The sequence below is a fragment of the Streptomyces sp. NPDC050161 genome (genome assembly GCF_044460025.1).
Lineage (GTDB): Bacteria > Actinomycetota > Actinomycetes > Streptomycetales > Streptomycetaceae > Streptomyces.
Map to the genome: position 1 here is coordinate 425,287 of NZ_JBITJM010000006.1, position 17,631 is coordinate 442,917.

The following is a 17,631-nucleotide window of genomic DNA, read 5'->3' on the forward strand; positions in this document are numbered from 1 at the left end:
CAGAGGCGTATCGTCGCTCGGTGGGGCGCGACACCCCTGCCTGCCGAATGCCTGCCGAACCCGCATTCCCTCTCTGTCCGGAAAGGGGCCACCCATGCCCGATCCCGTGCGCCTGCCGTACAGCCAGCTCGACCAGCTCCCGGACCGCGACCCGGAGGAGACGGCCGAGTGGCGCGAGTCGCTCGATGCCGTCACCCAGGCAGCGGGCCCGCAGCGTGCCGCGTACCTGATGCGAAGGGCCCTGGAGCACACCGCGGCTCCGCACCTCGCACCGCTGGAGACGGACTACACCAACACCATCCCGACCTCCGCCGAGCCCGCCTTCCCGGGCGACGAGGCGATGGAGGCCAGGATCACCGCCTGGAACCGCTGGAACGCCGCCGCCATGGTCACCCGCGGCTCCAAGCTCGGACTCGGCGGCCACATCGCCACCTTCGCGTCGGCCGCCTGGCTCTACGAGACCGGCTTCCAGCACTTCTTCCGCGGCAAGGAGGGGGACGGCAGCGGCGACCAGCTCTACATCCAGGGCCACGCCTCCCCCGGCATCTACGCCCGCGCCTTCCTCGAAGGCCGTCTGACCGAGGAGCAGCTGGACCACTTCCGCCAGGAGGCCGGCGGCGAGGGCCTGCCCTCGTACCCGCACCCGCGCCGCCTGCCCTGGCTGTGGGAGTTCCCCACCGTCTCCATGGGCCTGGGCCCGCTCTCCGCCATCTACCAGGCGCGCTTCAACCACTACCTGAAGCACCGCGGCATCAAGGACACCGCGAACTCCCACGTATGGGCGTTCCTGGGTGACGGCGAGATGGACGAGCCCGAGTCGACCGCCGCACTGGCGCTGGCCGGCCGCGAGGGCCTGGACAACCTCACCTTCGTCATCAACTGCAACCTCCAGCGCCTGGACGGCCCGGTCCGCCCGAACTACAAGATCGTGCAGGAGCTGGAGTCCCAGTTCCGCGCGGCGGGCTGGAACGTCGTCAAGGCCCTGTGGGGCCAGGCGTGGGACGAGATCTTCGCCCTCGACACGGACGGCGCGCTGCTGCGCCGGCTGCGGGAGACGCCCGACGCGCAGTTCCAGACCTACGCGACCCGCGACGCCGCCTACCTCCGCGAGCACTTCTTCGGCGCCGAGCCCTCGCTGCGCGCGCTGGGCGACTCGCTCTCCGACGCGACGCTGCTGGAGCTGTTCCAGACCTCACGCGCCGGTCACGAGCCGCGCAAGGTGTACGCCGCCTACCGGGCCGCCGTCGAGCACAAGGGCGCGCCGACCGTCATCCTGGCGCAGACCGTCAAGGGCCACACCCTCGGCACGGGCTTCGAGTCGCGTAACGCCAACCACCAGATGAAGAAGCTGACCATGCAGGAGTTCCGCACCATGCGCGACCTCCTGGAGCTGCCGATCCCGGACAGCGCCCTGGAAGGCGACCTCGTCCCGTACTGGCGTCCCGCCGACGACTCCCCCGAGATGGTCTACCTGCGCGAGCGCCGGGCGGCCCTGGACGGTCCCGCGCCGGCCCGCACGGTGGCGGCCAAGCCGCTGCCGATGCCCGCCGACAAGATCTTCGACGCGCTGAAGAAGGGCTCGGGCAGCCAGGAGATCGCCACCACCATGGCGTTCGTCCGGCTGGTCAAGGACCTGATGCGGGACAAGGAGACCGGCAGGCGCTGGGTGCCGATCGTCCCCGACGAGGCCCGCACCTTCGGCATGGAGTCGCTCTTCCCGACGGCGGGGCTCTACTCCCCCAAGGGCGCGACGTACGACCCCGTCGACCGCGACCAGCTCCTCTGGTACAAGGAAGCCACGGACGGCCAGATCCTCAACGAGGGGATCACCGAGGCCGGTTCGCTGGCCGACTTCACCGCCGCCGCGACGTCGTACGCGACGCACGGCGAGCCGATGATCCCGTTCTACATCTTCTACTCGATGTTCGGCTGGCAGCGCACCGCCGACCAATTCTGGGCGCTCGCCGACCAGTTGGGCCGCGGCTTCGTCATCGGCGCCACCGCGGGCCGTACGACGATGACGGGCGAGGGCCTCCAGCACGCGGACGGCCACTCGCACCTGATCGCCTCGACGAACCCGGCGGCGCTCTCCTACGACCCGGCGTTCGCGTACGAGGTGGCGGTGATCGTCAAGGAGGGTCTGCGCCGGATGTACGGCGAGAACCCCGAGGACGTCTTCTACTACCTGACGGTCTACAACGAGACCAAGGTGCAGCCGGCCATGCCCGCGGGCGTGGACGAGGAGAGCATCCTGCGCGGCCTCTACCGCTACCAGGAGGCCGCGAGCCCGGCCGCCGACAGCCCGAAGATGCAGCTGCTGGCGTCCGGCACCGCGATCCACTGGGCCCTGGAGGCGCAGCAGCTGCTGGCCGCCGACTGGGGCGTCGCCGCCGCCGTCTGGTCGGCGCCGTCCTGGACGGAGCTCCGCCGCGACGCGCTGGCCTGCGACGAGGCCCGGCTGAACGGCGAGGACCGGGTGCCGTACGTGACCCGCGCGCTCGCCGGTGCGCCCGGCCCGGTCGTGGCGGTCAGCGACTGGATGCGGGCGGTCCCCGACCAGATCGCGCCGTGGGTCGAGCAGGACTGGGTCTCCATCGGGACCGACGGTTTCGGCCTGTCCGACACCCGTGACGCGGCCCGCCGGCACTTCGGTGTCGACCCGCAGTCGGTGGTCGTCCAGGCGCTGGCCGCGCTGGCCCGCCGCGGCGAGGTCAAGCCGGAGACCGTCAAGGAGGCCAGGCAGCGCTACGGCCTGTGAGCTGTGGGCGGCCCCGGCCGACACCGGGAGCCGCCCGCCCGATCCGAGCGTGTCCGCGGCGCGCGCCCCACGGCGCCGCGCCGGGCCGCTCACCCGGCTCCCGTGCGGAGATCACCACCGCGCCCGGGATCTTCGCACGGGAACCCCACCGGCCCCGCCGGGACGCCGCCTTCGAGGTGGCGTCCCGGCGGGGCCGTTCAACTTCCCGGCCCCTGCCCGGTGTTGGCTGCCGCCGGGCCGTTGTCAGTGGTGCCCGGCATGATGAGGACATGCGTGCTGCACGGCTGATCAAGATGGTGTTGCTGCTCCAGTCGCGGGTGTCGATGACGGCCGCCGAGCTGGCGCAGGAGCTGGAGGTGTCCGAGCGCACGGTCGCGCGGGACGTCCTGTCACTCTCCGAGGCCGGGGTGCCCGTCTACGCCGACCGTGGCCGCAGTGGCGGCTACCGCCTGATAGGCGGCTACCGCACCCGCCTGACGGGCCTCGGCCGCAGCGAGGCGGGGGCGCTCTTCCTGTCCGGAGTCCCCTCCGCACTGCGCGAGATGGGCCTGTCGGACGCCGCGTCCGCCGCCCGGCTGAAGGTCTCCGCCGCCCTGCTGCCCGAGCTGCGTGACGCCGCGGCGGGCGCCGCGCAGCGCTTCCATCTGGACGCGCCCGCCTGGTATCAGGAGCCGGAGCCGCCGGCCCTGCTGCCGGCCGTCGCCGACGCGGTGTGGGACGACCGCCGGATCACCGCCCGCTACCTCCGCAAGGACAAGGAGGTGACGCGGGAGCTGGAGCCGTACGGCCTCGTGCTGAAGGCGGGGGTCTGGTATCTGGCGGCCCGCGCCCTGCCGCCGTCCGGCGAAGGGCCCGCGGATCCGGGGGCCGCCCCGGCGTTCCGCGTCTACCGCGTGGACCGCTTCACGGCCGTGGCGGCGGACGGCGCGCCCTTCACCCGTGACACCGCCTTCGACCTGCCCGCCTTCTGGGAGGAGCGGGCCGAGCAGTTCAAGCGCTCGATCCTGCGGGCGGAGGTGGTGCTCCGTCTGTCGGAGCGCGGCATACGCCAACTCCCGTACGTCACCGAGCCCGCCGCCGCCCGGGAGGCGGTCGCCGCGGCCGGGGAGCCGGACGGGCAGGGGCTGCGGACCGTCACCCTGGCCGTGGAGGACGCCGAGGTCGCCTACGCGCAGCTGCTGGCGCTGGGCCCGGAGGCCGAGGTGCTGGCCCCCGCGGCGCTGCGCGACCGGTTCGCGGCGGCGGCCCGGCGGACAGCCGCGCTGTACTCCTGACCGGCGGCACCGTCACCGGTCACCGTCACGGGTCACCACCACCGGTCACCGGTAGTCCTCCGCGGTCGCGTCCTTCCCGCCGAAGACGACGTCCTCGAAGTAGCCGTCGCAGTCGGGCCGGGAGCCGTCGGCGTCGGTGAAGTCGTAGGCGCGCGCCAACTGGCCGCTGGAGAGCGACTGACCGGTCCAGCGCCGCACGTCGGGGTCGGCGGCCAGCGCGCGTACGGCGCGGGCGACAAGGGCCGGTGACTCGGCGATGGCGAAGTGCGGTTCCTCGGCCACCGCGTCGCGCCAGGTCGCCTCCGTCACCCCGAAGTGGTCCAGCATCTCCTCGGACCGCAGAAAGCCGGGGGTGAGCGAGACCGCGGTGCCGCCGTACTCCTTCAGCTCGGCGGCGAGGCCGAAGGCGATGCGGTGCGGGGCGTTCTTGGTGAGGTCGAAGCAGAGGCTGCCGCGGTACCTGCGGTTCGAGACGGCGGTGCCGTCGGTCATCTCGACCACCAGGCCGCCGGGCCGCCGGATCAGCAGCGGCAGCGCGTAATGGCTGGTGATGATGTGGGTGTCGATGCCCAGCCGGAACATCCGCAGGCCGTTGTCCAGGTCCAGGTCCCAGAGCTTGGTGTCGAACTCGATCAACCGGTCGCCGCCCCAGACACTGTTGACGAGTACGTCCAGCCGCCCCTGCTCCCGGTCGATCCGCTCGATCAGCGCCCTGACCTGCGCCGGGTCCAGGTGGTCGGTCGGCACACCGATACCGATGCCGCCCGCCCGTCGCCCACCACCACCCTTGATCGAGGCCCTACGGGCCGCCTCGCCCGCTGCGGTGACCAGCTCCGCGGTCTCCTCGATGGTCTCCGTGGGCCGGCCGACCTCGCTGGCCCGGTCCCGGGTCGTCCGCCCGGTGACGTACACCAGCGCACCGGCCCGGCCCAGTTCCACCGCCATCGCCCGCCCCGCGCCCCTGGTGGCCCCGGCCACCAGCGCCACCCGTCCCGCCAGTTCGCCCTGCGGGGACCGTTCCGTCACATCGGCCGCTGCCGTCATCGCTGCCACTCCTTCGCCGTCGGTGTGTGAGAGGTACACAGCGACGGTGACAGCCAATCCCGACACCTTCTGTCGGGTTTCGACGGCGGATTCCTCCGCGGCGGCGCCCGGCGCAGGTCCGCGGCCCGGCGGCACCACCGCCCCGGCCCCGTCACGCCCCCGTCACGCCCCCGTCACGCCTCCCGTCACGGCCGGAACGCGTGCAGCATCCCGCCGTCCGGCAGCCGGGCCGCCACCCGGGCGGGCGCGTCCTGCGGGGCCCGTACGGCGAGGGTGGCGCCGGCCGCCCCGTGGCGTACCGCGCCGGTGACGTCGAGTCCCTGGATACCGTGGCTGCCGGCGGCCAGGAGGTACCAGGTGCCCGACTTCGCCCGCCAGCGGGTGTCGCCGACGACCTGCCGGCCGTACCGGCTGCAGGCGGCGGTGTCCCGGGCCCTGCCGACGATCCGTACGGGATCGGCGGGCCGGGCGGCCGGTGGCTGGAACTGCACGGTGACGCGGCCGGGGCCCTGCCAGGTGTCGGCGCGGCTGCACACCCAGGTGGCGCGACCGCCGTGCTCGGGAAGGGACTGCTGCGCATACACCCAGTTGTCCACCGACCGTACGCCCGCGCCCCGCAACTCCCGCAGGGAGCAGGCGGAATGCGCCCAGTTCTGCAGGGCGGGGGCGCCGGTCGCCTCGACGGGAGCGTCCGCCGGGTGGCCGGCGGCGGGCGACGGCAGGTAGGTGAGGTGCACCGGCGCGAGATCGCCGAGGTCGGTCATGAGGAAGTTGTGGCGCTCAACCACCCGTTCCGACGAATGGAATTGCGCCACCGGCCACTGTCCGCACGAAGCACCCGTCGGCGGTGTCGGCACCCGGTCGGTGACCCCGTCCGGCGCCACGTGCAGCGGCTTCGCGGGGGCCTTCGGCGTCAGCAGGTCCCGTGTGGTGGCGTCGGTGACCCACGGGGCGATCAGAAAGCGCATCCAGCCGTCGCCGCGCCCGATGACCAGCGCGCCGCCGGTCGTCAGATCGGCGCTGTCGACCCGCGCGAACTCCAGCGAGGCCGGGGCGTTCGCAGGCTCGGCGTAGCGCACCAGGCGCTCGCCGTCGTGGAGTACCACCACCATGACGTCGTCGATCATGCCCGCGTACAGCAGCCGCGGCGGCTGGTCCGGCGGCCGGGTCGAGGTGCCGGCCGACGCCGTGACGTGCACGTCGTGGCCGGGTTCCGCCCAGACCCGCAGCGCCCGCCGCAGCAGTTCCCGGTCGCCGGTGTCGCTGCCGCGCGGCGACCAGGCGGTGAAGTCGACCCGGGAGGTGTCGGCCCAGGCGTCGTTGGGCGTGCGCAGCAGCCGGTCCGGGTCCAGCGCCTGCTGCGCCACCGTCGTGGCCCGGCCCCGCCGCCCGCCGTCCGATCCGCCGCCGACGACGACCCCGAGCGCCGCCCCGCTCACCGCGAGCACCACGGCGACGGCCATCGCCGCCCGCGTCAGCTGCCTGCGGCGCAGCAGGTCGGTGGGCCGGGTCTGGAGCGTGCAGGGGTCGAACTCGCCGGAGTCCAGCAGCGTCGCGGTCGCCGGACCCGACTCGCGGTCCAGCGCCACCGCGGCCCGCTGGGCGGCGCCCGGGTCCTCGACGCCCGCGGCGTCCAGCACCGCGACGACGTCGTCCTCGTCCATGTCTTCCAGATGCCACAGCCCGACGGCGGCACGCTCCGGCGCGGTCAGCGCGGACAGTGCCTGGTCCAGGGCGAGTTCGTCGGCGCCGCCGGCCCGGGGGAAGAGCCGCAGCCCCCAGACGAACGGCACCGCTGACCAGCGGCGCGGCTGCCGCTCCTGGGCGAGCGCGAGCTGCACGACGCGCAGCCGCACCAGCGGGTAGCCCCCTTCGGCCTGCGGCGCGCGCTGTCCGGGCAGTACGCGTTGCGGCCTGCCGCGGCCCGTGGGCAGCGCCCGCTGGACCAGTCCGTGCGCGGTCAGCACGCGGCGGTGGCGGCCCATCGACGGCGGCAGCACGAGGTACGCCAGGCGCACCAGCCGCGGGTAGTGCTCGACGATGGCCGCCTCGGCCCGTTCGACATCGGCCCGGGTTCGTTCATCCATGGGCATGGCCTGGAAGCGTCCTTCAGGGGGTGGGGGGATCTACCGACGAGGAAGGAGAAGGTGCCGATGATGCCAGCCTTCCAACGACTGATTCTTGCACCGGTCACACCCGCGGGTGATCATTCCCGGGCAGAAGAGGGCCGCATCCGGGGCATTCCACGTGCAGGGCGGGCCGCCAGGGCCGATCATGGAGCGGTGATGGACGAGACGAAGTTCTGGGAGCTGATCGACACCTCCCGCGAGGCCGCCGATGCCGACCCCGAGGAACAGGCGGACGAGCTGACCGAACGGCTGCTGGGGCTCGACCCGGACGCCGTCGTGGACTTCGCCCGCCACTTCGAGGCCCGCTACAACCGCGCCTACACGTGGGACCTGTGGGCCGCCGCCGCCATGATGCTGGACGGCGCGAGCGACGACGCCTTCGACTACTTCCGCTGCTGGCTGATCGGCCAGGGCCGCGAGGTGTTCGAGGGCGCGCTGCACGATCCCGACCAGCTCGCCTCCCTGGTGGGCCCGTTCGACGAGGAGTCCGACGGCGACGCGGAGGAGCTGGGCTACGCCGCCGACGAGGCGTACGAGCAACTGACCGGCGCCGCACTGCCCGACCTCGGGCTGACCCCCGCGCCGCGCGAACCCCTGGGCGACTACCTCGACTTCGACGACGACGCGGCTCTGGCGGAGCGCTTCCCGCAGCTGTGGGAACGCTTCCGCGCGTAGGGCCCCCCGTTCCGCCGCCGCGCCTCCCGGCCGCGCTGCGGGCAGTATGGCCCCATGCGGATCGCGATCACCGGCTCGACCGGTCTCATCGGCACAGCTCTCGTACGGTCGCTGCGCGCGGACGGGCACGGCGTCGTCCGCCTGGTGCGGCGCCCGCCCGCGGCCGATGACGAGGTGCGCTGGGATCCCCTGCGCCAGGAGGTGGACGCGGCGGGCCTGGCAGGCTGCGACGCGGTGGTGCACCTGGCGGGGGCGGGGGTGGGCGACCACCGCTGGACCGCCGCCTACAAGCGTGAGATCCGCGACAGCCGGGTGCTGGGCACCGCCGCCGTCGCCGAGGCCGTCGCCTCTCTGGACGTCCCGCCGCGGGTCTTCGTGTCCGGCAGCGCGATCGGCTACTACGGCGACACCGGCGACCGGCGCACCGATGAGTCGGCGCCGCCCGGCGCGGGCTTCCTGCCGTCGGTCTGCGTCGACTGGGAGGGCGCGGCGACCGCGGCCCGCGACGCCGGCATCAGGACCGTCTTCGCCCGCACCGGCCTGGTCGTGGCCCGGTCAGGCGGCGCGTGGGGGCGGCTGTTCCCGCTGTTCCGGCTGGGGCTGGGCGGGCGGCTCGGGGACGGCAGCCAGTACTGGAGCTTCATCTCCCTCCGGGACCACATCGCCGCGCTGCGCCACCTCATCGACACCGAGGCGCTGACCGGTCCGGTCAACCTCACCGCGCCGGAGCCGGTCACCAACCGCGAGGTCACCGCCGTGATGGGGCGGGTGCTGCACCGTCCGACGCCGTTCCCGGTGCCCGCGCCCGCGCTGCGCCTCGCGCTCGGTGAATTCGCCGGGGACGTCCTGGGGAGCCAGCGGGTGATCCCGCGACGCCTCCTGGAGAGCGGCTTCCGCTTCACCGACCCGGGGATCGAGGCGGCCGTCAGGGCTGCTTGACGGTCCGTCAGCCGGGCCGGGTGGCCGGACGGTGCGCGGGCCGCACCGACGCGCCCCCGCACGACCCTGTCCGCATGCCCGATGCCGTCCCTACCGTGCACGCACACATCATTCGGCATCCCCCGCGCCGGCACCGGGCATCACCACGGTGGCGCCGGGCACCGGTACGGTGCCGCCGGCGACGGGGCCGACTCCGGGAGGGCACGTGCTGCGCACCGCATCGACCGTGGACGTCGTCATCGTGGGGGCCGGTCCGTCCGGACTGGCCGCCGCCCGCCACCTGACCGCCGCCGGGCTCTCCGTCACGGTGCTGGAGGCCGCCTCGCGGACCGGCGGCAGGTCGGCGACCGACGCCCTCGACGGGTTCCGTCTCGACCACGGCGGCCGGCCGCTGATCGCGACACCGGGACTGCTCAGGACACCCGGCCTCGAGGGCCTGGCGCTCTGCCGGTTCGCGCCGTGGCTCGGCCTGCACAACGGCCGCCGGGCGCAGCGGGTCAGCGCCCTCCGAAGCACAAGGGGCGCACTGGCGGCAGCGCGCGCCCTGTCACGCGCCGACCGGCACCTGGACCGCTCCCCCGACCGCCGTACCGACCGGCACGGCGACCGCACGGCGCCCGACCGTCCGGTGGCCGACGCCCTGGCGAGCCGCCCGGTCTTCCCGCCGCGCGCCCACGACGCGTTCCTGCGCCCGCTGTTGGGCGCGCTGCTGGGCGACCCGCGGCTGAGCGACTCAAGCCGCGGCGCGCTGCCGGCGCTGCGGGCGTTCGCCGAGGGGCGGCTGTGTCTGCCGGCCGGCGGCGCCGGCGCACTCCCCGACGCGCTCGCCGCCGGCCTGCCGCCCGGCACCGTCCGCACCTCCGTCCGCGTCACCTCCGTCTCCACCACCGCGGTCACCACGGCGGAGCACGGCCCGGTCCCCTGCCGTGCGGTGCTGGTGGCGACCGGGGCGCGGGAGGCCGCCGGGCTGCTTCCGGGACTGCGGGTGCCGCCGTTCCACCCGGCGGCCGTGCTGCACCACACCGCACCCGCCGGCCTGGGCCCGCGCCCCGCCGCCCCGCGCGAGACGCCGCTGATCCTGACCACGGAAGGCCCCGTCGCCTGGAGTTACGCGGCCGGCGCCGTCGACCCCTCGCGTGCGCCCGCCGGACGCACGCTGGTCACGACGGTGGTACTGGGCGCCGCCGCCGCGCTCCCGGCGTCCGCGCTGGACAGGGCGGTACGGCCGCAGCTGGCCCGGGTGCACGGCGCCGGAACCGACGAGTGGCAGCTGCTGACCGCGCGTCATGACCCGTACGCGGTGCCCGCGATGCCCGCGCCGCACGACACGGAACGGCCGGTGCGGGTGCTGGCCGGGCTCTACGTCTGCGGCGACCACCGCGACATCAGCACGCTCCAGGGCGCGCTGCACTCGGGCCGCCGCGCCGCCCGCGCGCTGCTCCAGGACTTCGACCTGCCCGCACTCGCCGAACCCGCCACGCTGCGCACCGCGGCCTGAGACCGGCCGGGGCCGCCCGCCCGCGGCGCGGCCCCCGGGGTGCGCCCTCACCCCAGGGCCGCCACCCGGTCGCGGTAGCCCCGTACCGCGGCGGCGTCGCGGTACGGCTCCAGCCGGCGTTCAAAGTCCCTGACGTATTCGTGGGCCCGCACGGACCGCATCTCGGATGCCTGGTGGGCGGCTTCGGCGCCGAGGACGCACGCCTGGTCCAGTTCGCCCAGGCCCAGCCGCGCGGTCGCCAGCACCACCCGGCAGAACAGCCGGCTGCGGGCGAAGCCGGTCGCCCGCAGCTGGAGGGAGCGCTCGGCGTGCTGGGACGCGGCGCGGTACTGCTGGAGATCGCGGTGGCAGTGCGCCAACTCGTCGGCCAGCTGCGCCTCGTCGAAGAACCGGGCCCAGTACGGCGTCTCGTCGCCGGGCCGCGCGCTCTCCAGGGCCCGCTCCGCGCGGGCCAGCGCGGCCGTGCAGGCGCGCACCTCGCCCAGGACGCCGTGGCCGCGCGCCTCCGCCGCGTGCAGCAGCGCCTGGACCACCGGCGGCGCGCTGCTGCCGACCCCCTGCTGGGCCACCCGCGCCAGCTGCACCGCCTCCCTGCCGTGCCCGAGATAGACGGCCTGCCGGCTCATCGTGACCAGCACGTAGGAGCCGTAGGCACGGTCACCGGCCGCCTGCGTCAGCCGCAGCGCCTGCACGAAGTACCGCTGCGCCAGGCCGTGCGCGGCGATGTCGTACGAGGTCCAGCCGGCCAGCCGGGTCAGGTCGGCAGCCGCGGCGAACAGCCTGCGCCCCGCCGCCTCGCTGTAACTGCCGCGCAGCATCGGCTCCGCCTCGTGCTCCAGGTAACGCACCAGGGCCTGCCGGGCGTGGCCGCCGCCGTAGGCGTGGTCCAGGGCGCGGAAGAGGTCGCCGACCGAGCGCAGGGCGGCGATGTCGCCCGCCGTCACCTTGGCGCCGTGGGCCCGGTCGAGCGGGTCGGTACGGCGCTGGCGCGGCACCGCGATCCGGCCCTGGAGCGGCACCCGCCCCGGCCCTTCGGCGCCGGGGTCGCCGCGGGCGACCCGTTCGTCGGCGCGGCCGATGAGCCAGTCGCGGCTGGGCACCACGAGGCCCGCGGGGGTGAAGGCGATCTTGCGCAGCTCGGCGTGGCTGCCGGAGTCCTTGCGCCACAGGCCGCTGACGATGTCCACGGCCTCCGCGGGGGTCGCCGCGAACTCCAGCCCGGCGTACACGGGCGCACAGGCGTCCAGGCCGAGGTCCTGGGTGGAGAGGCGGCGGCCGAGCCGCCGGGTGAACACCTCGGCGATCAGCGCGGGGGTGGTGCCCCTGGGCTGCTGTCCGCGCAGCCAGCGGGTGACCGAGGTCTTGTCGTAGCGCAGGTCGAGGCCGTGTTCGATGCCGAGTTGATCGATGCGTCTGGCGAGTCCGGCGTTGGAGAAGCCCGCCTCTGCGATGAGCGCGGCGAGCCGGCGGTTGGGCGTGCGGTGCGGGGGTCGTTCCGTCATCAGCTTTACCGGTCTCCTGCCTTTCGGGCCGGGCCGCCGGGCCCGGCTGACCCTGTCCGGCACACGCACTCGCCCTTGTGGAACGGCGCGAATGTAACGGCCTTCGGCCCCGTTCTCGCCGCTTGCGCCCCGTGTTCATCCGATCGTGTGAGCAGGGCGCCCGCGCTCCACACGGCGGCGCGCACCGGTCGCGCACCGGCCGGGGAAGCCCCGTTCACCGGTTGCGGAGCGCCGCTCCCCCGGGCCCCCGGCCGCCCGCCCCGGCCGCCTGTGGCCGCCGCGGAGGGCGGCCGTACAGTGGCATGGGCGCGAAGTGGCATCAAACGTTGCAGCGCACTGCAACAGAGGTTTCGAAGAGGAGCTGCCGTGACTGCGATCTCTCGGGGGGAGACCCCCGCACCCGAGGGGCTGCGCTTTGTGCATCTGGGCTTCGGCGATGACGCCGTCGACTACACGTCGGCCTGGCAGGAACAGCGCCGGGTGCACGCCGCCCGGTTCGCCGACGAAGTGCCCGACACCTGCCTGCTGCTGGAGCACCCGCCCGTCTACACCGCGGGCCGCCGCACGTCCGACGACGAGCGTCCCCTGGACGGCACCCCGGTCATCGACGTGGACCGCGGCGGGAAGATCACCTGGCACGGCCCGGGACAGCTGGTGGGCTACCCGATCCAGAAGCTGCCGCGCCCGGTCGACGTCGTCGCGCACGTCCGCCGCCTGGAGGATGCCCTGATCCGGGTCTGCGCCGAGTTCGGCGTCGAAGGCACCCGCGTCGAGGGCCGCAGCGGGGTGTGGGTGCTCGGCGACCCGGTCGAGGAGCGCGCCGCCCTGGGCGGCCTGAACCTGGACTTCGACCCGCGGCTCGCGGACGAGCTGTTCGACCCGCGGCTCAACGGCCCCGAGTACGCGCCGTCCAACGCCGGCCAGCGCCGCGAGGACCGCAAGCTCGCCGCGATCGGCATCCGCGTCGCCAAGGGCGTCACGATGCACGGCTTCGCGCTGAACGTGAACCCGGACAACACCTCGTTCGACAAGATCGTGCCGTGCGGAATCCGGGACGCCGGGGTGGCCTCGCTCTCCGGTGAGCTGGGCCGCGAGGTCACCATCGCCGAGGCGCTGCCCGTCGTCGAGAAGCACCTGCGGGACGTCCTGGAGGGCGCCGAGCTGCTCCCCCGCGCGGTCTAGAAGCGCCCTGACCCCGGCCGTCAGGAATGCCGGCCTCGTATACGGGGTTGGCGCACGTAACGACGTGCGAATTACCGGGCGTACCCTGGTGTACGCCGCTGAATCGAATGCCGCGATAGCAGAAAGGGGCGCCGACGTGTCCGCTGTCGCACCCGACGGACGCAAGATGCTGCGCCTGGAGGTCCGGAACAGCCAGACCCCCATCGAGCGCAAGCCCGAGTGGATCAAGACCAGGGCGAAGATGGGCCCCGAATACAACCATCTCCAGGGCCTGGTCAAGAGCGAGGGCCTGCACACGGTCTGCCAGGAGGCGGGCTGCCCCAACATCTTCGAGTGCTGGGAGGACCGCGAGGCGACGTTCCTCATCGGCGGCGAGCAGTGCACCCGGCGCTGCGACTTCTGCCTGATCGACACGGGCAAGCCGCAGCCCCTGGACCGTGACGAGCCGCGCCGCGTGGCCGAGTCCGTCCAGACCATGGGGCTGAAGTACTCCACGATCACCGGCGTCGCACGCGACGACCTGGAGGACGGCGGCGCGTGGCTGTACGCGGAGACCGTCCGCCAGATCCACGCCCTGATGCCGGACACCGGCGTCGAGCTGCTGATCCCCGACTTCAACGCGATGCCCGACGCGCTGGCCGAGGTCTTCTCCTCGCGCCCCGAGGTGCTCGCCCACAACGTCGAGACCGTCCCGCGGATCTTCAAGCGCATCCGTCCCGGTTTCCGTTACGAGCGCTCGCTGGAGGTCATCACCAAGTCCCGCGAGGCCGGACTCGTCACCAAGTCCAACCTCATCCTGGGCATGGGCGAGACCCGCGAGGAGATCAGCGAGGCGCTCCAGGACCTCTACGACGCGGGCTGCGAGCTGATCACGATCACGCAGTACCTGCGGCCGACGCCGCGCCACCACCCCGTGGACCGCTGGGTCAAGCCCGCCGAGTTCGTGGAGTTGAAGCAGGAGGCCGACGAGATCGGCTACGCCGGTGTGATGTCCGGGCCGCTGGTCCGCTCCTCCTACCGTGCGGGACGCCTATACCAGCAGGCGATCGAGCGGCGCGAGGTCGAGGCGTCCACTCAGGCGGTCTGAGCCGCTCGGCGCGCCAACGTGGGAAACCTGGCACATGCTGGGAGGACGCGGCCCGCACTCCCCCAGGCAGGGGGCGCGCGGGCCGCGTCAACGTTTCGTCGTGTTTGACCGGCAGGTCACCCGTTGGAAACACCCTTCGGTGACGATGGAGGCACGCCCCGCGTCCGGACCTACCGCTCCCGCACCCCAGCCGCACTCCCGAGGGAGATCCATCACCATGCAGGCCGCGCCGCTCCGCGCCACCGCACATTCCGTCCCCTCCGTCACCGGAGCGCTCCGTGCCGTCGAGGCGCTGCTGCTCGGCGGCGGACAGCGCACCGCCCGCCGGAACGCCTGGACATCCGTCCTGGAGGACCGCCGCCGGGCCAGCGACCGGCAGGAAGCCCAGCACGTACTGGAGGCCGCGGCGACCCGCCGCCCGCAGGCCACGTAAACTTCCTTGTATGGCGAGGAAGGCAAACTCAGACGGCGCTGCCGGCGCCGGCAACCCCGGGCGACTGAAGCAGATCGCTCAGACCTACAAGATGACCCGTCGGGTCGACTCCAAGGTCGGTCTTGTCGTCGCTGGCGTGGGCATCGTCGTATTCGGCGTACTCCTTGCCATCGGCTTCGCGATCGGCCACCCCGTGTACGCGGGCATCCTGGGCTTCGTACTGGCCTTCCTCGCGATGGCGATCGTCTTCGGACGCCGCGCCGAGCGGGCTGCCTTCGGGCAGATGGAGGGCCAGCCGGGCGCGGCTGCCGCGGTGCTGGAGAACGTCGGCCGCGGCTGGACGGTCACCCCCGCGGTGGCGATGAACCGCAGCCAGGACGTCGTCCACCGGGCGGTCGGCAAGGCCGGCATCGTCCTGGTCGGCGAGGGCAACCCGAACCGGTTGCGCGGGCTGCTGGCCGCGGAGAAGAAGCGGATGGCGCGCACCGTCGCGGACGCCCCCGTCCACGACATCGTGGTGGGCGACGGCGAGGGCCAGGTGCCGCTGAAGAAGGTCCGTACGACGCTCATGAAGCTGCCGCGGGTACTGCCCGGCGCCCAGGTGACGGCCGTGAACGACCGGCTGCGCGCGCTCGGCGACCTGATGAGCAACATGCCGGTGCCGAAGGGCCCGATGCCCAAGGGCATGCGGATGCCCAAGGGCGGCGGCAAGATGCGCTGACCGGCCGGGCCGCCCGACGCGCCCCGACCGACCACAACGCCCCGGAGCCACGGCTCCGGGGCGCTTCGTATCTGCGGGGCGTCGGGATCCGCACCAGGGCTCAGATCCTGACCTGATCAGATCCTGACGTGCTCCGACCCTGGCCTGCTCCGACCCTGGCCTCCCTGCTCAGATCCTGACCTGCACCGCCCGCGCGAGCCGGTCGTGCAGCCCGCGGCCGTCGCGGTCCCAGATGACGGCGGGGATGACGATCACGAGCAGGACGGTGCGCAGCACCACCCGGGGCAGCGAGAGCCGTCCGCCGCCCTCGGCCACCACCCGCAGGCCGAGCAGTCGCTTGCCCGGCGTGAAGCCGACGGTGCCGACGGTCAGCACGCTCAGCACGGCGAAGACCACCAGCGCCCAGTTGCTCGCCGACTGCGCCCGGCCGCCGCTGAGCAGGCCGTACGCGATGACCATGCACAGCGCCCAGTCGATGAAGAGGGCGACGAAGCGGCGTCCCGGCCGGGCGATCGAGCCGGGGCCTTCCGCCGGCAGCCCCAGTTGCGCTCCGCGGTGACCGAACTCGACGCCCATGTCCTCTGCCGCCGCGCGGGGCCCGGAGATCCACGATCCGATTGCTTGCCTGTTGTCCACCCGACCACGGTACTGCGACCGCATACGTTCGATTCCCCGCGGGGCGCCTGAACCGCCGGAAAACGGCGCTCACCAGGGCACACCAGGAGGTGCGGAGGGCCGCGCGCCGGTTAACCTCAGCGAAACAAATGGGTCATGCTGGAGAAATCACGCCTGCCTATGGTCGGGCAAGCGCGCCACCGCACATGGTCGCGCTCCGCGTAGCAACCCCGCGTCCGCCGACCGGTGACCGGGCTAGGAGGAGTTGGGATGTTCGAGAACGCCGACGAGGTAAAGAAGTACATCGCGGATGAGGACGTCAAGTTCATCGATGTCCGGTTCTGCGACCTGCCCGGTGTGATGCAGCACGTCACGATCCCGGCGAAGGCGTTCGACCCGAACGAGGAGCTGGCCTTCGACGGCTCCTCGATCCGCGGCTTCCAGGCGATCCACGAGTCCGACATGTCGCTGCGCGCCGACCTGTCGACGGCCCGGCTGGACCCGTTCCGCCGCGACAAGACCGTGAACATCAACTTCTTCATCCACGACCCGATCACCGGTGAGCAGTACAGCCGCGACCCGCGCAACATCGCCAAGAAGGCCGAGGCGTACCTCGCCTCCACCGGCATCGCCGACACCGCCTACTTCGGCCCCGAGGCCGAGTTCTACGTCTTCGACTCCGTGCGCTTCGAGACGTCGGCGAACCAGTCCTTCTACCACATCGACGCCGAGTCCGGCGCCTGGAACACCGGCTCCGAGGACAACAACCGCGGCTACAAGGTCCGTTACAAGGGCGGCTACTTCCCCGTCCCGCCGGTCGACCACCACGCCGACCTGCGCGCCGAGATGTCCCTTGAGCTGGAGGCGGCCGGCCTCCAGATCGAGCGCCAGCACCACGAGGTCGGCACCGGCGGCCAAGCGGAGATCAACTACAAGTTCAACACGCTGCTCGCCGCGGCCGACGACCTGATGCTCTTCAAGTACATCGTGAAGAACGTCGCCTGGCGCAACGGCAAGTCCGCGACCTTCATGCCCAAGCCGATCTTCGGCGACAACGGCTCCGGCATGCACGTCCACCAGTCGCTGTGGCAGGGCGGCACCCCGCTCTTCTACGACGAGCAGGGCTACGCGGGCCTCTCGGACACCGCCCGCTACTACATCGGCGGCATCCTCAAGCACGCCCCGTCGCTGCTGGCCTTCACCAACCCGACGGTGAACTCCTACCACCGCCTGGTCCCCGGCTTCGAGGCCCCGGTCAACCTGGTCTACTCGCAGCGCAACCGCTCGGCGGCCATGCGCATCCCGATCACGGGCTCCAACCCGAAGGCCAAGCGCGTCGAGTTCCGCGCCCCCGACCCGTCCTCCAACCCCTACCTGGCGTTCTCCGCACTCCTCCTGGCGGGCCTGGACGGCGTCAAGAACAAGATCGAGCCGGCCGAGCCGATCGACAAGGACCTCTACGAGCTGGCCCCCGAGGAGCACGCGGGCGTCGCCCAGGTCCCGACCTCCCTCCCGGCCGTCCTGGACGCCCTTGAGGCCGACAACGAGTACCTCCAGCAGGGCGGCGTCTTCACGTCCGACCTGATCGAAACCTGGATCGACTACAAGCGCACCAACGAAATCGCCCCGATCCAGCTGCGCCCGCACCCGCACGAGTTCGAGCTTTACTACGACCTCTAAGAAGTCATCTCATTTGGCGAGTCTGCGGTAGCAGATGAGGGTGCAGGCGATGCTGGTGAAGGCGAGGAAGTGGTCAGCCTTGCGCTCGTAGCGT

At 73.0% G+C, this 17,631-nt stretch carries 14 protein-coding genes; 10 read left to right on the forward strand and 4 right to left on the reverse strand.

All coding sequences use genetic code 11. The features are described 5' to 3' along the window. The first annotated feature begins 94 nt into the window (after nucleotides 1–94). Both aceE and ACIBK8_RS14285 read left to right on the forward strand, forming a co-directional pair. Nucleotides 95–2,758: a pyruvate dehydrogenase (acetyl-transferring), homodimeric type gene (gene aceE / locus ACIBK8_RS14280; protein ID WP_399042054.1), complete on the forward strand. Its 2,664-nt coding sequence runs from the start codon at nucleotides 95–97 to the stop codon at nucleotides 2,756–2,758. 269 nt (nucleotides 2,759–3,027) lie between these two features. Then, nucleotides 3,028–4,032 carry a helix-turn-helix transcriptional regulator gene (locus ACIBK8_RS14285; protein ID WP_399042055.1) on the forward strand — a complete coding sequence of 335 codons (1,005 nt, stop codon included), beginning with the start codon at nucleotides 3,028–3,030 and terminating at the stop codon, nucleotides 4,030–4,032. Between the two features lie 45 nt (nucleotides 4,033–4,077). Here ACIBK8_RS14285 and ACIBK8_RS14290 read toward each other — a convergent pair whose 3' ends face one another. Next, on the reverse strand, nucleotides 4,078–5,076 hold the full coding sequence (locus ACIBK8_RS14290) for an SDR family oxidoreductase (protein ID WP_399042056.1): 999 nt from the start codon (nucleotides 5,074–5,076) through the stop codon (nucleotides 4,078–4,080). Nucleotides 5,077–5,261: 185 nt separating this feature from the next. Then, on the reverse strand, nucleotides 5,262–7,163 hold the full coding sequence (locus ACIBK8_RS14295) for a hypothetical protein (RefSeq protein WP_399042057.1): 1,902 nt from the start codon (nucleotides 7,161–7,163) through the stop codon (nucleotides 5,262–5,264). A 198-nt stretch (nucleotides 7,164–7,361) separates the two neighbouring features. Between ACIBK8_RS14295 and ACIBK8_RS14300 the strand changes: the two genes are divergently transcribed. The 3 genes from ACIBK8_RS14300 to ACIBK8_RS14310 all read left to right on the forward strand — a co-directional run bounded on the left by ACIBK8_RS14300 (nucleotide 7,362) and on the right by ACIBK8_RS14310 (nucleotide 10,317). Next, nucleotides 7,362–7,880 (forward strand): DUF4240 domain-containing protein, encoded by a 519-nt coding sequence (locus ACIBK8_RS14300; protein WP_393679662.1) that lies wholly within the window; start codon nucleotides 7,362–7,364, stop codon nucleotides 7,878–7,880. Nucleotides 7,881–7,934: 54 nt separating this feature from the next. Next, entirely contained in the window at nucleotides 7,935–8,819 is an 885-nt protein-coding gene (locus ACIBK8_RS14305) for a TIGR01777 family oxidoreductase (protein ID WP_399042058.1), read from the forward strand. 205 nt (nucleotides 8,820–9,024) lie between these two features. Then, complete coding sequence (locus tag ACIBK8_RS14310) at nucleotides 9,025–10,317, forward strand: FAD-dependent oxidoreductase (RefSeq protein WP_399042059.1); 1,293 nt, start codon at nucleotides 9,025–9,027, stop codon at nucleotides 10,315–10,317. A 47-nt stretch (nucleotides 10,318–10,364) separates the two neighbouring features. On the opposite strand, the gene ACIBK8_RS14315 is transcribed toward ACIBK8_RS14310, so the two are convergent. Then, the gene (locus ACIBK8_RS14315) at nucleotides 10,365–11,819 is read right to left on the reverse strand and encodes a regulator (RefSeq protein WP_399042060.1); all 1,455 of its coding nucleotides are present in this window, start codon (nucleotides 11,817–11,819) and stop codon (nucleotides 10,365–10,367) included. Between the two features lie 366 nt (nucleotides 11,820–12,185). On the opposite strand from ACIBK8_RS14315, the gene lipB reads away from it, so the two are divergent. The 4 genes from lipB to ACIBK8_RS14335 all read left to right on the forward strand — a co-directional run bounded on the left by lipB (nucleotide 12,186) and on the right by ACIBK8_RS14335 (nucleotide 15,242). After that, the gene (lipB, locus tag ACIBK8_RS14320) at nucleotides 12,186–13,001 is read left to right on the forward strand and encodes a lipoyl(octanoyl) transferase LipB (protein ID WP_399042061.1); all 816 of its coding nucleotides are present in this window, start codon (nucleotides 12,186–12,188) and stop codon (nucleotides 12,999–13,001) included. A gap of 136 nt (nucleotides 13,002–13,137) precedes the next feature. Next, nucleotides 13,138–14,088, forward strand: coding sequence for a lipoyl synthase (gene lipA, locus ACIBK8_RS14325; protein ID WP_393679670.1), 951 nt, complete (start codon nucleotides 13,138–13,140; stop codon nucleotides 14,086–14,088). Nucleotides 14,089–14,305: 217 nt separating this feature from the next. After that, entirely contained in the window at nucleotides 14,306–14,521 is a 216-nt protein-coding gene (locus ACIBK8_RS14330; protein WP_393679672.1) for a hypothetical protein, read from the forward strand. Between the two features lie 10 nt (nucleotides 14,522–14,531). Beyond that, nucleotides 14,532–15,242: a DUF4191 domain-containing protein gene (locus tag ACIBK8_RS14335; RefSeq protein WP_399042062.1), complete on the forward strand. Its 711-nt coding sequence runs from the start codon at nucleotides 14,532–14,534 to the stop codon at nucleotides 15,240–15,242. Between the two features lie 168 nt (nucleotides 15,243–15,410). On the opposite strand, the gene ACIBK8_RS14340 is transcribed toward ACIBK8_RS14335, so the two are convergent. Continuing rightward, nucleotides 15,411–15,878 carry an RDD family protein gene (locus ACIBK8_RS14340; RefSeq protein WP_399042063.1) on the reverse strand — a complete coding sequence of 156 codons (468 nt, stop codon included), beginning with the start codon at nucleotides 15,876–15,878 and terminating at the stop codon, nucleotides 15,411–15,413. Between the two features lie 249 nt (nucleotides 15,879–16,127). On the opposite strand from ACIBK8_RS14340, the gene glnA reads away from it, so the two are divergent. Then, nucleotides 16,128–17,537, forward strand: coding sequence for a type I glutamate--ammonia ligase (glnA, locus tag ACIBK8_RS14345; protein WP_393679677.1), 1,410 nt, complete (start codon nucleotides 16,128–16,130; stop codon nucleotides 17,535–17,537). The last annotated feature ends 94 nt before the right edge of the window (nucleotides 17,538–17,631 follow it).